This is a genomic window from Cupriavidus sp. UYPR2.512, from assembly GCF_000379565.1.
Taxonomy (GTDB): domain Bacteria; phylum Pseudomonadota; class Gammaproteobacteria; order Burkholderiales; family Burkholderiaceae; genus Cupriavidus.
Genome location: NZ_KB902852.1, coordinates 374546 through 388731 on the forward strand (window position 1 = coordinate 374546; position 14186 = coordinate 388731).

General features: G+C 67.0%; 12 protein-coding genes and 2 pseudogenes. 10 read left to right on the plus strand and 4 right to left on the minus strand.

What is annotated here, in order from left to right; translation table 11 throughout:
- The first annotated feature begins 218 nt into the window (after positions 1-218).
- The 8 genes and pseudogenes from gdhA (at position 219) to A3A5_RS0101695 (ending at position 8667) form a co-directional block, all read left to right on the plus strand.
- Positions 219-1562 carry an NADP-specific glutamate dehydrogenase gene (gdhA, locus tag A3A5_RS0101655; protein ID WP_026200347.1) on the plus strand — a complete coding sequence of 448 codons (1344 nt, stop codon included), beginning with the start codon at positions 219-221 and terminating at the stop codon, positions 1560-1562.
- A 332-nt stretch (positions 1563-1894) separates the two neighbouring features.
- On the plus strand, positions 1895-2581 hold the full coding sequence (locus tag A3A5_RS0101660) for a hydrolase (RefSeq protein ID WP_010812814.1): 687 nt from the start codon (positions 1895-1897) through the stop codon (positions 2579-2581).
- A 60-nt stretch (positions 2582-2641) separates the two neighbouring features.
- Positions 2642-3463 (plus strand): alpha/beta fold hydrolase, encoded by an 822-nt coding sequence (locus A3A5_RS0101665; protein WP_018308929.1) that lies wholly within the window; start codon positions 2642-2644, stop codon positions 3461-3463.
- A gap of 6 nt (positions 3464-3469) precedes the next feature.
- Positions 3470-5408: pseudogene (locus tag A3A5_RS37535) on the plus strand (amidohydrolase).
- A 34-nt stretch (positions 5409-5442) separates the two neighbouring features.
- On the plus strand, positions 5443-5892 hold the full coding sequence (locus A3A5_RS0101675; RefSeq protein WP_018308930.1) for a DoxX family protein: 450 nt from the start codon (positions 5443-5445) through the stop codon (positions 5890-5892).
- Positions 5889-6703, plus strand: a pseudogene (locus tag A3A5_RS40695) (MFS transporter). Before A3A5_RS0101675 ends, A3A5_RS40695 begins: the two are co-directional and overlap by 4 nt.
- 176 nt (positions 6704-6879) lie before the next feature.
- Complete coding sequence (locus tag A3A5_RS0101690; protein WP_018308931.1) at positions 6880-8340, plus strand: aldehyde dehydrogenase family protein; 1461 nt, start codon at positions 6880-6882, stop codon at positions 8338-8340.
- A 39-nt stretch (positions 8341-8379) separates the two neighbouring features.
- Positions 8380-8667, plus strand: a complete 288-nt coding sequence (locus A3A5_RS0101695) for a XapX domain-containing protein (RefSeq protein ID WP_018308932.1) — start codon at positions 8380-8382, stop codon at positions 8665-8667.
- Positions 8668-8674: 7 nt separating this feature from the next.
- Here the strand turns inward: A3A5_RS0101695 and A3A5_RS0101700 are convergent, their stop codons facing one another.
- Complete coding sequence (locus A3A5_RS0101700; protein ID WP_018308933.1) at positions 8675-9649, minus strand: tripartite tricarboxylate transporter substrate-binding protein; 975 nt, start codon at positions 9647-9649, stop codon at positions 8675-8677.
- 185 nt (positions 9650-9834) lie between these two features.
- Between A3A5_RS0101700 and A3A5_RS0101705 the strand changes: the two genes are divergently transcribed.
- Positions 9835-10764 (plus strand): LysR family transcriptional regulator, encoded by a 930-nt coding sequence (locus A3A5_RS0101705; protein ID WP_018308934.1) that lies wholly within the window; start codon positions 9835-9837, stop codon positions 10762-10764.
- A gap of 1124 nt (positions 10765-11888) precedes the next feature.
- Here the strand turns inward: A3A5_RS0101705 and A3A5_RS0101715 are convergent.
- Both A3A5_RS0101715 and A3A5_RS0101720 read right to left on the minus strand, forming a co-directional pair.
- On the minus strand, positions 11889-12257 hold the full coding sequence (locus A3A5_RS0101715) for a hypothetical protein (RefSeq protein ID WP_232431242.1): 369 nt from the start codon (positions 12255-12257) through the stop codon (positions 11889-11891).
- A gap of 415 nt (positions 12258-12672) precedes the next feature.
- Positions 12673-12882 carry an STAS domain-containing protein gene (locus A3A5_RS0101720; protein ID WP_018308937.1) on the minus strand — a complete coding sequence of 70 codons (210 nt, stop codon included), beginning with the start codon at positions 12880-12882 and terminating at the stop codon, positions 12673-12675.
- A 350-nt stretch (positions 12883-13232) separates the two neighbouring features.
- On the opposite strand from A3A5_RS0101720, the gene A3A5_RS0101730 reads away from it, so the two are divergent.
- Entirely contained in the window at positions 13233-13538 is a 306-nt protein-coding gene (locus tag A3A5_RS0101730) for a DUF1272 domain-containing protein (protein ID WP_018308939.1), read from the plus strand.
- A 2-nt stretch (positions 13539-13540) separates the two neighbouring features.
- Here the strand turns inward: A3A5_RS0101730 and A3A5_RS0101735 are convergent, their stop codons facing one another.
- Positions 13541-13969: a phasin family protein gene (locus tag A3A5_RS0101735; protein ID WP_018308940.1), complete on the minus strand. Its 429-nt coding sequence runs from the start codon at positions 13967-13969 to the stop codon at positions 13541-13543.
- Positions 13970-14186 lie beyond the last annotated feature (217 nt).

Sequence of the window (14186 nt, forward strand, 5' to 3'; positions counted from 1 at the left end):
ATTGCGGCTTGCACGCCGCTGTCACAGGTGTTTTGACTGTTGCGTGCCCCACGCTGGTGCTAAAGTGCTGCGTTGTCAGACAGGCACGGCCCGCCGTGAATGTGCAGACAACCGGAGGTCACCCACCTTCCATCGGCGCAACGCCAGACGGCACCACAGACCGGCACCAAGCCGGCAAGGCTGCCGGATCCAGCCACTCCAGCACAGCAGAGACATCCGTGAATTCTCCGTCCCTTGACGCATTCCTGGCGGGGGTTGCCCGCCGCGACCCCAATCAACCTGAATTCCTCCAGGCCGTGAAGGAAGTGATGGTGACGCTCTGGCCCTTTGTCGAGCGCAATCCGCGCTACGCCGAGCAGGCCCTGCTTGAGCGGCTGGCGGAGCCCGAGCGCGTGATCCAGTTCCGCGTGGCCTGGACCGACGACCAGAACCGCGTGCAGGTCAACCGCGCCTTCCGCGTGCAGCACAGCTCGGCCATCGGCCCGTTCAAGGGCGGCATGCGCTTCCACCCGACCGTGAACCTGTCGGTGCTGAAGTTCCTGGGCTTTGAGCAGACCTTCAAGAACGCGCTGACCACGCTGCCCATGGGCGGCGGCAAGGGCGGCTCGGATTTTGATCCCAAGGGCAAGTCCGACGGCGAAGTGATGCGCTTCTGCCAGGCGCTGGTGACCGAGCTGTACCGCCACCTGGGCCCGGATACCGACATCCCGGCCGGCGACATCGGCGTGGGCGCGCGCGAAGTCGGCTTCATGGCCGGCATGATGAAAAAGCTGTCGAACCAGTCCGCGTGCGTCTTCACCGGCAAGGGCCTGGCCTACGGCGGCAGCCTGATGCGCCCGGAAGCGACCGGCTACGGCACGGTCTACTTCGCGCAGGAGATGCTGCACCGCCGCGGGCGCGCTTTCGACGGCCTGCGCGTGCTGATCTCCGGCTCGGGCAACGTGGCCCAGTACGCGGCCGAGAAGGCGATCGAGCTGGGCGCCACGGTGCTGACGCTGTCCGATTCCGGCGGCGTGCTGCACTACCCGCAAGGCATGACCACCGAGCAGCTGGCCGAAGTGATGGCCTTCAAGAATGAAGAGCGCGGCCGCCTGTCTGACTTCGCCGCCCGCCACCGCATGACCTTTGAAGCCGGCCGCACCCCGTGGCACGTGCCCGCCGACGTGGCCCTGCCGTGCGCCACCCAGAACGAACTGGACGGCAACGACGCCGAGGCCCTGCTCGGCAATGGCGTGATCTGCGTGGCCGAAGGCGCCAACATGCCGTCGACGCTGGAAGCCGTGGACCGCTTTGTCGATGCGAAGATCCTCTACGCCCCGGGCAAGGCCAGCAATGCCGGCGGCGTTGCCACTTCCGGCCTGGAAATGTCGCAGAACGCCATGCGCCTGTCCTGGCACCATGCCGAGGTCGACGAGAAGCTGCATGCAATCATGAAGGACATCCACCAGAACTGCATCCACCACGGGCAGAAGGCGGATGGCTATATCAACTACGTGGAAGGCGCGAACATCGCCGGCTTCGTCAAGGTGGCCGACGCCATGCTGGCGCAAGGCGTGATCTGACCTGAAGTTCCGGCCGGCGCAATGCCGGCCGTTGCCGGGCGGGTGCAGGCACGCACCCGTCTGGCGCATCTCCCCCGATTCCCCCTCAGGCAGTACCCATCCCGCAGCGCCGGCAGCACCCCCATGCCGTCGCCCGGCGCCACGGCCCGCCGACATCTCCCGATTATTCGCAAATCGCGAACACTGTCCTCGGACTTTGCCCCATAGTCAGTGCACGGCGCCTTGCCTACTATGCCCGCACACCTGGTGAATGCCACTGGTGAATGAATGCAGCAGTAGCAGTTACTAACTTGCAAGCCAGCCTATCCAGGCGCCCCTGACCGGAGATCATCATGACGAACCCCAAGCTCGAAGTCCTGACCCCGCAAAACAGCCAGCTCATCTTTATCGACCACCAGCCGCAGATGGCCTTCGGGGTGCAGTCGATGGACCGCCAGGCCCTGAAGAACAACACCGTTGGCCTGGCCAAGGCGGCGAAGATCTTCAATATCCCGACCACCATCACCACGGTGGAAACGGAGTCGTTCTCGGGCTTTACCTACCCGGAACTGCTGGATGTGTTCCCGGACCACAAGCTGCTGGAACGCACCTCGATGAACTCCTGGGACGACCAGAAGGTGCGCGATGCGCTCAAGGCTAATGGCCGCAAGAAGGTGGTGGTGTCCGGCCTGTGGACCGAGGTCTGCAACAACAGCTTTGCCCTTTGCGCGATGGCCGAGGGCGACTATGAGATCTACATGGTGGCCGATGCCTCCGGCGGCACCTCGAAGGAAGCCCACGACTACGCCATGCAGCGCATGGTCCAGGCCGGCGTGGTGCCGGTCACCTGGCAGCAGGTGCTGCTGGAATGGCAGCGCGACTGGGCCCACCGCGACACGTATGACGCGGTGATGAAACTGGTCAAGGAGCACTCGGGCGCCTACGGTATGGGAGTGGACTACGCCTACACCATGGTCCACAAGGCCGCGCAGCGCACCGCCACGCCGCACGAGGCACTGGCCGCCGTGCCTGCCCGCTGAGCCGGCACCGAACCCGCCGCAAGCTCGCCCGATCCCTTGATTGCATCCAGGAGCCCCATCATGAGCATCATCACGACGCAGGACGGCACGCAGATCTTCTACAAGGACTGGGGCAGTGGCCAGCCCGTGGTCTTCTCCCACGGCTGGCCCCTCAATGCCGACGCGTGGGACGCCCAGATGCTGTTCCTGGTGCAGCAGGGGTTCCGGGTGATCGCCCATGACCGCCGCGGCCATGGCCGCTCGGACAAGCCGGCGCAGGGCAACGACATGGACACCTATGCCGACGACCTGGCCGCGCTGCTGGACGCGCTGGACCTGCACGATGCCACGCTGGTGGGCCATTCCACAGGTGGCGGGGAGGTGGCGCACTACATCGGCCGCCATGGCACCGGCCGTGTCGCCAGGGCCGTGCTGATCGGCGCGGTGCCGCCGATCATGCTCAAGACCGCGGCCAACCCCGGCGGGCTGCCGATCGATGTGTTCGACGGCATCCGCAAGGGCGTGGCCGACAACCGCTCGCAGTTCTACCAGGACCTGGCGACGCCGTTCTTCGGCTTCAACCGTCCCGGCGCCAAGGTCTCGCAAGGCACCATCGATGCCTTCTGGGCGCAGGGCATGGCCGGCGGCATCGTGGGCCAGTTCGCCTGCATCAAGGAGTTCTCGGAAGTGGACTACACCGAGGACCTGAAGAAGTTCGACGTGCCCACGCTGATCCTGCATGGCGACGACGACCAGATCGTGCCCATCGACGCTTCGGCGAAGCGGTCGGTGGAACTGGTCAAGGGCGCGACCCTCAAGGTGTATCCGGGCGCTTCGCACGGCATGTGCGTGGTCAATGCCGACCAGGTCAACGCCGACCTGCTGGCCTTCCTGAAGGCCTGAGCCACGATGTCAGTCACCCGCCGGCAATTCATCGCCTCGGCCGCCGCGCTCGGCGCGGCGCCTCTCTCGGAGACCTTCGCCATGTCGCCTGGCAGCCAACCCAGCCTCATCCTCGTCAACGGCAAGTTCGCCACGCTCGACAAGTCCAGGCCGCAGGCGGACGCCGTTGCGATCCGCGACGGACGCTTCGTCGCCGTCGGCACGCGCCAGGACATCATGAAGCTGGCCGGCGCGCAGACGAAGGTGGTCGACCTGAATGGCCGGCGGGCCATTCCCGGGCTGATCGACAGCCATATGCATATCATCCGCGGCGGCCTGAACTACAACATGGAGCTGCGCTGGGACGGCGTGCGCTCGCTCGCCGACGCCATGCGCATGCTGAAGGACCAGGTCGCCCGCACGCCAGCGCCGCAATGGGTGCGGGTGGTGGGCGGCTTCACCGAGCACCAGTTCGCCGAGAAGCGGCTGCCCACCATCGAGGAACTGAATGCCGTGGCGCCCGACACCCCGGTCTTCATCCTGCACCTGTACGACCGCGCCATGCTGAATGGCGCCGCGCTGCGCGCGGTGGGCTATACGAAGGACACGCCCAACCCGCCGGGCGGCGAGATCGTGCGCGATGCGCGCGGTAATCCCACCGGGCTGCTGCTGGCCAAGCCAAATGCCACCATCCTCTACGCCACCCTGGCCAAGGGCCCCAAGCTGCCGCCCGAATATCAGAAGAACTCGACGCGCCATTTCATGCGCGAGGTCAACCGGCTGGGCGTGACCGGCGTAATCGATGCAGGCGGCGGGTACCAGAACTATCCCGAGGACTACAGCATCATCGAGGCGTTGCACAAGGAAGGACAGCTGACGGTGCGGCTCGCGTACAACTTGTTCACGCAGAAGCCCAAGGAAGAACTGAACGACTTCAAGACCTGGACCGCCAAGGTCAGTCCAGGCCAGGGCGACGATCTCTACCGCCACAACGGCGCCGGCGAGATGCTGGTCTACACCGCGGCCGACTTCGAGGACCCGCGTCGAGCGCCCCGACATGGCGCCGTCGATGGAGGCCGACCTGGAGCCGGTGATCCGCCTGCTCGCGGAAAAGCGCTGGCCGTGGCGGCTGCATGCCACCTACGACCAGACCATCTCTCGTGCGCTGGACGTCTATGAAAAGGTCGCCAAGGACATTCCGTTCGACGGGCTGAACTGGTTCTTCGACCACGCCGAGACCATCTCCGACCGCAATATCGACCGCATTGCCGCGCTCGGCGGCGGCATCGCGGTGCAACACCGGATGGCCTACCAGGGCGAGTACTTTGTCGAGCGCTACGGTGCGCGCGCGGCCGAGGCGACGCCGCCGGTGAAGAAGATGCTGGAGCGGGGCGTCAAGGTCGGAGCCGGCACCGACGCCACGCGCGTGGCCTCTTACAACCCGTGGGTGTCGCTGTACTGGCTGACCACCGGCAAGACCGTGGGCGGCATGTCGATGTACCCGCAGGCCAACCTGCTCGACCGTGAGACCGCGCTGCGGCTGTGGACCGAGGCCAATACCTGGTTCTCGTCCGAAACCGGCAAGAAGGGGCAGATCAAGGCGGGCCAGCTGGCCGACCTGGCGGTGCTGTCCGCGGATTACTTCAGCGTGCCGGGCGACGAGATCCAGGACATCACCTCGGTGCTGACCATCCTGGGCGGCGAGGTGGTCTATGGCGACGGCGACTTCGGCAAGCTGTCGCCCGCCATCCCGCCGGCCATGCCGGACTGGTCGCCGGTGCGCCACGCGGGCGGCTACCAGCCGCGCCCGCAAGCCCAAAAGCTGGCGCTGAACACGGCCTGCGGCTGTGCCAGTTCGTGCGGCGTGCATGGCCATGCGCATGCCAGGGCCTGGACGGCCGGCGTGCCCGCCTCGGACGAGAGTACGTTCTGGGGCGCGCTGGGTTGCTCATGCTGGGCGTTCTGATGCCGCTGCGTTGCCGATACGAGGAAACCCGACCATGACAGCCCATCCCATCCTCCCCGCGGCGGGCACAGCGACCACGCCCGGCGCGCCCCCCGCATGGCTGCGCTGGCTGGCGCTGCTGGCATTGTCCGCGCCCTACCTGCAGGGTGGACTGGTCAAGGCGGCTGGCTTTGGTGCCGCCATCGCCGAGATGCAGCACTTCGGCCTGGCACCGGCCGCACCGCTGGCGGCCGCCGTGATCGTGCTGGAACTGGGCGCGGCCGCACTGATGCTGAGCGGGCGGCTGCGGTGGCTGGGCGCGCTGGCGCTGGCCGTCTTCACCGTGCTGGCAACCTTGGTCGCCAACCGCTTCTGGCAGGCGCCGCCGGATGCCCGCTTCGGGCAGGCCAACGCCTTCTTCGAGCATATCGCGCTGGCCGGCGGCCTTTGCCTGGTGGCCTGGGAAGACCTGCGGCAACGCCGCGCGGCCAGGGGCCAGGCATGAGCCCGGCCGCCAAGCCCGCGCCGATCCCCGGTGCCGCCGCCCCGGCCGGCGGCAGCTTCGCGCCGCTGGCGCACGGCACCTTTGCCGTGCTGTGGGCGGCGACGGTGCTGGGCAATATCGGCAGCTTTATGCGCGATGTGGCCAGCGCCTGGCTGGCGACTGACCTGTCGGGCTCGCCCGCCGCGGTCGCCATGATCCAGGCGGCCGGCACGCTGCCGGTGTTCCTGCTGGCGATTCCCGCCGGCGTGCTGTCTGACATCCTCGACCGGCGCCGTTTCCTGATCGTGATCCAGCTGGGGCTGACAATGGTCAGCGGTTCGCTGATGCTGCTGGCATGGCGGGACGGGCTGACCATCGAGCTGCTGATCGGCCTGGCCTTTCTGGGCGGCATCGGCACGGCGATGATGGGGCCGACCTGGCAGTCGATCGTGCCGGAGCTGGTGCCGGCCAGCGAACTCACCTGAAGCCGCCGAGGTGGCGCACGACCGTGGCCCGGTGATGATCCTGATCGAATACCGCGTGCGCGCGGCCGACCGCGACAGCTTCCTGCACGCCATCCACAAGCTGTCCGAGGAACGGCTGCGCGACGGCGCCTTCAGCTGGGGCGTGATGGAAGACCTCGGCCGACGCCGAGGCCTACACCGAGTGGTTCCTGGTCGAATCCTGGGCCGAGCACCTGCGCCAGCACGAACGCGTGCCGCACGCGGACGCCGACCTGCAGCGCGAGGTCGCGCGCTTCCACACTGGCGAGGGGCCGCCGCGGGTGCGGCACTTGCTGGGCATTGGGCGGCCGCCGGCCACGCCGGGCTGAGGCCGCAAGCGACCTGTCCAGCCAACCACAAGACAACCAATGTCCCCTGGTTTGCTCCGCTTCCGATTGCGCAAGAGGGGCCGGGGAAGAGGGCAGGCGCTGGCTGACCACTACGCCTTGCTTTCCCCGCGCCCCGCGCCCCGCGCAAGCCACGGCCCGCCACCCCAAGGACCCCCATGCACAACCAGCTGTTTATCGATGGCCGCTTCGTCGACGCTCTCGACGGTGACACCCTTGACGTCGTCAATCCGCACGACGGCAGCCTGATCACGCGCGTGGCCGCGGGCGCGCAGCTCGATATTGACCGCGCCGTGGCCGCGGCGCGCCGCGCCTTTCCCGCATGGTCGCGCCTCGCCGCCGGCGAACGGGGCAGGCTGCTGGCGCGGCTGGCCGACGCCATCGAGGCGGACACGGGGCTGGCCGAACTAGAAAGCGCCGACACCGGCCATCCCATCCGCGATGTGCGCGGCCTGGACGTGCCGCGCACCGCGGCGTGTTTCCGCTATTTCGCCGGCATGGCCGACAAGATCGAAGGCACCGTGGTGCCGGTCGAACCCGGTTTTCTCAACTACGTGCAACGGATCCCGGTCGGCGTGGTGGGGCAGATCGTGCCGTGGAACTTTCCGCTGATGTTCGCCGGCTGGAAGCTGGGGCCCGCACTTGCGGCGGGCAACACGGTGGTGCTCAAGCCGTCGGAGCTGACGCCGCTGTCCGCGCTGCGCGTGGCGGCGCTGGCGGCTGACGCCGGTTTCCCGCCGGGCGTGATCAACGTCGTGCCCGGCTTCGGCAATGTGGCCGGGCAGCGGCTGGCCAACCATCCCGACGTCGGCAAGATTGCCTTCACGGGGTCCACCGCCACCGGGCGGCGCATCGTCGAGGCCTCGCGCGGCAACCTCAAGCGCATCCAGCTTGAGCTGGGCGGCAAGGGCGCCAATATCGTCTTTGCCGATGCCGACCTGGATGCCGCGGTGGCGGGCGCGGCCTGGGCCAGCTTCCACAACCAGGGCCAGGCCTGCATCGCCGGCTCGCGCCTGCTGCTGCATGAGGACATCGCGGATGCCTTCCTCGCGCGCTTCGTGGCGCTGGCGCAATCGATCCGCGTGGGTGATCCGGCAGACCCCGCCACCGAGATGGGGCCGCTGACCTCGGCCGCCCATCGCGACCGCGTGCTGGAGTCTGTGGAGATGGCGCGGGCCCAGGGCGGCACCGTGCTGGCCGGCGGCAAGGCGCCTGCCGACCCCCGCCTGCGCCACGGCTTCTATGTCGAGCCCACCGTGGTCGCGGCGCGCCCGCAGGACCGCATCGCCCAGGAAGAGGTCTTCGGCCCGGTCGTCGCGGTGCTGCGCTTTGCCAGCGACGAGCAGGCGCTGGCTATCGCCAACGCCACGCAATACGGGCTGGGCAACGGGCTATGGACGCGCGACCTGGCCCGCGCGCACCGCCTCGCGCGCGATATCCGCGGCGGCATGTGCTGGGTCAACTGCTACAAGCGCGTCCATCCGGGCAGCCCCTTCGGCGGCGTGGGCGAATCCGGCTACGGGCGCGACATGGGGTTCGAGGCGATGCACGGCTACACCGAGCCGCGTTCGGTGTGGATCAACGTGGATGCCGGCATTGCGCAGCACTTTGCGCGCTGAAGCCCGCGCGACATCACGGATCATTTCAGGGAGATGGCAATGAAGCTCTATCTGGTATCACTGGCGGCTGGCATCCTGGTCGGCATCATCTACGCGCTGTTGCAGGTGCGCTCGCCGGCGCCGCCGGTGGTGGCACTGATCGGCTTGCTGGGCATGCTGATCGGCGAGCAAGTGGTGCCGCCGGTCAAGCGCCTGCTGGCGGGCGAGCCGGTCACGGTGGCGTGGTTCCGCGGCGAGTGCGTGCCGAAAATCACGGGCGCACCAGCGGCGCCGACGGCATCACGCCCCGCGGCACAAACCGCGGACGACCAGCCGCAGGCGCACTAGCGCTGCGCTAGCCCAGCGCCAGCGTGCGTTGCCGCGCCAGTACCGCCCAGCGCGCCGCTTCGGATGCGACCAGCGCATTCATCGCATCGCGTCCGCCAGCCACCACTTCGAAGCCGTTGTCATGCAGCCGCTGCGTCACGGCCGGCTCGCGCAGCGACTGGCTGACGGCGGCGGCCAGCTGGTCTAGCTGCGTGGCCGGCGTGCCGGCCGGCGCAATCATGCCGACCCAGGAGTAGGTAACCAGGCCTGGCCAGGTTCCTGCCAGGATGGGCACCGTCGGCAGATGCGGATTGCGCGCCGAGGCGCTTACCGCCAGCGCCCGCAGCTTGCCGGCCTGCAGTTGCGCCAGTACCAGCGGCAGGCTGGCAAACATCGAATCGACATGGCCGCCCAGCAGGTCTTTCAGCGCCGGCGCGCCGCCGCGGAACGGCACATGCAGGCCATGGGTGCCCGCGGCCTGGTGGAACCATTCGGCGGTCAGGTGATTGGAACTGCCGACGCCCACGGATGCATAAGACACTTCGCGCGATTGCCGGCAGGCCCGCACGTAGTCCTGCAGCGTGTGCCAGGGCGAAGCGGCCGGTACCACCAGCGCCATCGGCGCGCGCACCATGTAGGCCACGCCGGTAAGGTCGCGCCCGGCACGGTAAGGCAGGTTCGGGTAGGCCAGCGGCTCGGTTGCATACGAGTCATAGACCAGGCCGATGGTGTGGCCGTCGGCCTTGCTGCGCGCCACGATGCCCGTGCCGATGGTGCCGCCGGCACCGTCGTGGTTCTCGATCACCACGGTGTGGCCGAGCCTTCGCCCAAGGCCGGCATGGACTTCGCGCGCGGTTTTGTCGACCACGCCGCCCGGCGCAAATGGCACGACCAGCACCAGCGGGCCGGTGCTGTGCGCCTGCGCGCCGGCGCGGCCGGCCAGCAGCATGGCGGCGGCGCCGCCCAGCACCAGGCGGCGGCGATGCAATGCACGGATCTGCATGACGGATCTGCCCCTCGTTCGCTATGATTGCCGCCAGGTGCCTTCTGGTCGCGGCTGAAATGGCGCCGCGCACCAACCTCGTGCAGCCAACCGCGGCATGTTGCCGGCCGCTCTCGTCGGCCCGGCGAGCGCCCGATGGTAGCACTGCCACATGTCAACTTCGATCCCCTCGCCCCAGGTTTGCCATGGACCGCTTTCTCAGCATCGAAGCCTTCGTCAGGGTCGCCGATACGCTCAGCTTTGCCGAGGCCGCACGCCAGCTCGGCGTGACCAATTCCGTCGTCAGCAATCGGGTGCAGCAGCTGGAGAAGTACATCAATGCGCCGCTGTTCCATCGCAGCACGCGGCACGTGCGCCTGTCGGAAGTCGGCGAGACCTATTACCGCCAATGCGCCGACGTGGTCGCCAACCTGGCCGACCTGACCGACCAGATGCGCGACCTGCGCGCCACCCCCGCCGGGCGCCTGCGCATCCAGGTGCTGCCCGGCTTTGCCATCGGGCACTTCGCCGATATCCTGGCCGGCTTCAGCGAGCAGTATCCGGATATCGAACTGGATATCGTCGTCAACGACCGTGTGATCGATCCCATTGAAGAAGGCTTCGACGTGGCCTTCCAGATCTTCGCGCCGCAAAACGATTCGCTGATCGCGCGGCGCCTGTTCAAGCTGCGCCGCATCTTCTGCGCGGCCCCTGCATTCATCGAACGCTGGGGCAAGCCGGAGCGGCCATCGGACCTGGTCTGCAGCAAGGTGGCGCTTTACTCCGCCTACCCGACCCGCAACAAGTGGACCTTCTCGCGCGATGCCGAATCGGTCGAGATCGACCTGGCCCCGCGCATGCGCACCAACTCCGTCCACCTGCTGCGCGACTACGCCGTCAGCGGCGCCGCCGTGGTCTGCCTGCCCACGCTGGTCGCCAGCGAAGACCTGCTGGACGGCCGGCTGGTGCCGGTGCTGCACGACTATGCGCTGTCATCGTTCGAGTTCGCCGCGGTGTACCCGGCCACGCAGCGGCAGGCGCTGAAGGTGCGGGTGCTGGTGGATTACCTGGCGGAAAGCCTGCAGGGTGAGCCGCCGTGGGATGTGCCGTTGATGGAAAGGGGGTGGGTGCGGTGAGTCGACCATATTCATTTCCGTCGCTGACAGATGGCTGATGTAGCGCCCGGAAACGGTATCTGCCCGCTCGATTTCTTCAAACGTCAGCGCCTTGGCCCAAGCGCCGCAGCAAAGGCTGGCCAGCACAAGCGTGGCCGCTGTCTTCCTTGCGTAATGCATTGGAGTTCTCCTTGAAGTCGAAGGTGGTTACTGCAAACGGTCCCTTTCGGGCATGGCGCCCAGCTTCACTACCGTTCCGGGCGCTATCTGCGCACCGCCTGGCTTGGCAAGCCTGCGCGAGCATCAGCGCGAGAAGGGGAATGACCTGGCGTTTCATGTCGGGGCGTCTGGAGCATGTCCTGCGAGGAGCGGGGCAGCGCTGAGATGAAATTCGTTCTCTGCTGTCGATGTGCTGCAGGTTAACGACGCCAGCGGGCTGGCGGAGACGGCCGATTCAGCGAAACCATGTAGCCATGGCTGCCTGTTGCAGCGAGATCTCCGAGGGGCGGGGGATTTTTCGCCGGTGCGAGATCGGTGCGCCTGTGGCTATGATTCGGAGATCAATCAGCGCAGCAGCGCGATGGCTACGGCCAGCAGGATGCCTGACATCACACCCAGCAGCACTACCCCTGCCACCGTCACCAGCGCGATGTCCTGCTCGACGCGGCTGTAACCAGAACTGCATCCACCGCGGACAGAAGGCGGGCGGGTATGTCAACTATGTCGAAGGCGCGAACATCGCGGACTTCGTCAAGGTGGCGGATGCCATGCTGGCGCAAGGGGTGATCTGGCGATCTGATCGGGCGGCCGGTGCAATGCCGGCCGGCGTAGTACCCGGTGTCAGGATCTGTCAGCCTGGCTCCTGGCCCTATGGCATATCGCAAACGACAGGCATAGGCTCAGGAACACGCCCGCGAAGGACTCATAGAATGGCACCCGCGGTCTTGTAGGCATCAGGAGGGTGAAGATGCAAAGGTTGATCAGCAAGACGCCGGCGGCTGCCCCGGCCGCCCAGCCATACTGGCGCCGAAGGATCGGTGGAACCAACAAGTACTTCGGCGCCAGGATGCCGAGCACGATGGCTATGTAGCAAAGCATGGCAATGCCGTAGCCGTTGACCTGGAAGTCTGAGAGTGTCAGCGTCCCTACCATCTGCGGCGAACCTCATTCTTGTAGTAGCCCGGATTGTCCTTCTCGATTTTGCTGCAGAGCAGCGCGAACCAGACGCTCATGACGGGGCCGTAGCATGCCTCGCAGAGCGTTGGCACTACCTCGCCTCCAAAGAAACGCGTGAGCACGAGATAGTTCGCGGCAAACACCGCGCACAACGTGATGACCGTCCGAAGATAACGCTCGCCATAGACGAGCGGAAACACCACGAGTCTCGGGACGAAGTAGAAGAAGACAAAGCAGGAATAGATTGCCTTGAGCTTCTCGTAGTCAGTGATGCCATATTCCATTGCCGCCTCTGCGATCGGCCGGCGACAGGTGTCGCCAGCCTTGTCATGGTTCAACGCTTCAGCAAGCGGCCAGTGTCAGTGCGAGGATAGAAATGAGCTGGCGTTTCATGTTGGGGCGTCTGGAGCAAGTCCGGCGAGGTGTGGTGCAGCACGGAAATGGGAATCGTTCGCGTTGATGTGGGTGTGCTGCAGGTTAGCGGCGCCAGTGGGTATGGCGAGACGGCCGGTTCTGCGAGTTGATGCAGCAGTGGCTGCCTGATGCGGCGACATGTCTTCGGACCGCGGAGAATCTTCGCGGTCGGGGCGCCTGTGCACGGGGGGGAGGGGCGCGAGTGGCAGGGCATTGTGCCGGCGGGCGCCGGCCGGCGCTCCAGCCAGGCGGTCAGCTGCGCGGTGCGTCCGGCGATGACCGGTTGCGTGCCGCTTGCGTACAGCTGCGCCCGCAGGTCGCGCATCACGGTGGCGCCGGTCAGGTCACGTGCGCGATGGAGATGGCATCGATCACGACCCAGCGCACCTCGTTCAGCGTGGCCAGGGCCAGGATGCGCCAGCGCAGGAAGTCGGCGTTGAAGAACGTCAGCGGCGATTCGAAGTGGTAGATCAACAGCCCAGGCAAGGGTCGGGCCTCGGGGTAGTGGGCCAGTTCGTAGAAGCCATCGTGGCCTTGCCAGAGGCCCAACTGTTGCTCACCGGGGCGGGTCAGCGGCGCCAGGAAGCGCAGGAGCGCGATGGCTGCGGCCAGCAGGCAGCGCCAGCGGCGACAGCGTGGCGGCGATCATCGCGCAGGTGGTGGCGCAGCAGCTCGGCGGCGCCGGGCATCAGGCGGGTCAGGGTGTTGCGCAGCATGTCGGGGGCGGCCGGGTGCCTGGCGGCGGCTTGCCTGGCACTATGCCGGTGCCGCGCGGGTGGCGCAACGGCCAGGCGGGGGCCGGCTGCGGTGGCGCGCTGGAACGGGCGAGCCCCGTCACCGGAAATGCGGCTACGATAGCGTGGATCCCCAATCGTTCACCCACACAGGAAGCAAGCGATATGCTGGAACTCAGACCGGGCTGCGAGCATTGCAACAAGCCCTTGCCACCCGCATCCACCGAAGCCCGCATCTGCTCGTACGAATGCACCTTCTGCGCGGACTGCGTGGCTACGCTCAGCAATGTCTGCCCGAACTGCGGGGGCGGGTTCGTGCCGCGCCCGGTGCGCCCGGCACGCGACTGGAAGAACGGCAACTGCCTCGGCAACGATCCGGCCAGTACCAAGGTGAAGCACCGGCCGGTGGACCTCGAGGCGCATGCCCGCTTTGCCGGGGCGATCGCCCCGGTCCCGCCTGAGCAGCGTTAGCGCTAGCCTTTGGATTTCGGCTGGAGCAACTCGCCGGCCTCCTTCACATTCTGCTCGGCGCGCTTGCTGATCACCGCAAGCGCTTCGGCCTGCGCCTTCTGCGTGGTCTCGGCCAGCGCGCGCATGTTCTCCAATGCCTGGTGCAGCTGCTGCTGCACGAATTCACTATGCTTGGCCATGGCTTCGGCCGGACTGCCCGCGGTGCTGTACTGCTGGGCGGCCGCCTGCAGCTGCTGCATGGTCTGGGCGAAGATCTCCTGCTGCTTCTTCATCACGGCCTGAATGCCCTCATAGGCCAGCTTGTTGGCCTCGGTCAGGGCCTCGATGTCCTTGCGGCGCGCTTCGATCACTGCGCTCATGTCCACGCCCGGCAGGCGGAACTGTTCCATCATCTTGGTGAAGTCTGCAAAGGGGTTGGGAGGCGTGGCCATACTCGATCTCTCTGAAAGGACTGGCAGGGTGGCCGGCGACGGGGGATGGAGCGCCCTTTGGCCGGGTTCCTGTCCACTATAGCCGCTATCCGCACACTTCTGGCCGTCAATCGAGAAAGACCCTAAAGTTTCCATCCCCCATGCCGTTGGCATCCATAGCCCGCAAGTGCGCCGGCCCGAGCGGCCCGCCCGCGGACGATGAGAGCGAAGAGCGCCG

Coding starts and splice junctions, on each gene's coding strand:
- A3A5_RS0101730 (WP_018308939.1), top strand. CDS start 13,233: ATGCTGGAACTCAGACCGGGCTGCGAGCATTGCAACAAGCCCTTGCCA.
- A3A5_RS0101660 (WP_010812814.1), top strand. CDS start 1,895: ATGACGAACCCCAAGCTCGAAGTCCTGACCCCGCAAAACAGCCAGCTC.
- A3A5_RS0101695 (WP_018308932.1), top strand. CDS start 8,380: ATGAAGCTCTATCTGGTATCACTGGCGGCTGGCATCCTGGTCGGCATC.
- A3A5_RS0101665 (WP_018308929.1), top strand. CDS start 2,642: ATGAGCATCATCACGACGCAGGACGGCACGCAGATCTTCTACAAGGAC.
- A3A5_RS0101700 (WP_018308933.1), bottom strand. CDS start 9,649: ATGCAGATCCGTGCATTGCATCGCCGCCGCCTGGTGCTGGGCGGCGCC.
- A3A5_RS0101675 (WP_018308930.1), top strand. CDS start 5,443: ATGACAGCCCATCCCATCCTCCCCGCGGCGGGCACAGCGACCACGCCC.
- A3A5_RS0101690 (WP_018308931.1), top strand. CDS start 6,880: ATGCACAACCAGCTGTTTATCGATGGCCGCTTCGTCGACGCTCTCGAC.
- A3A5_RS0101735 (WP_018308940.1), bottom strand. CDS start 13,969: ATGGCCACGCCTCCCAACCCCTTTGCAGACTTCACCAAGATGATGGAA.
- A3A5_RS0101705 (WP_018308934.1), top strand. CDS start 9,835: ATGGACCGCTTTCTCAGCATCGAAGCCTTCGTCAGGGTCGCCGATACG.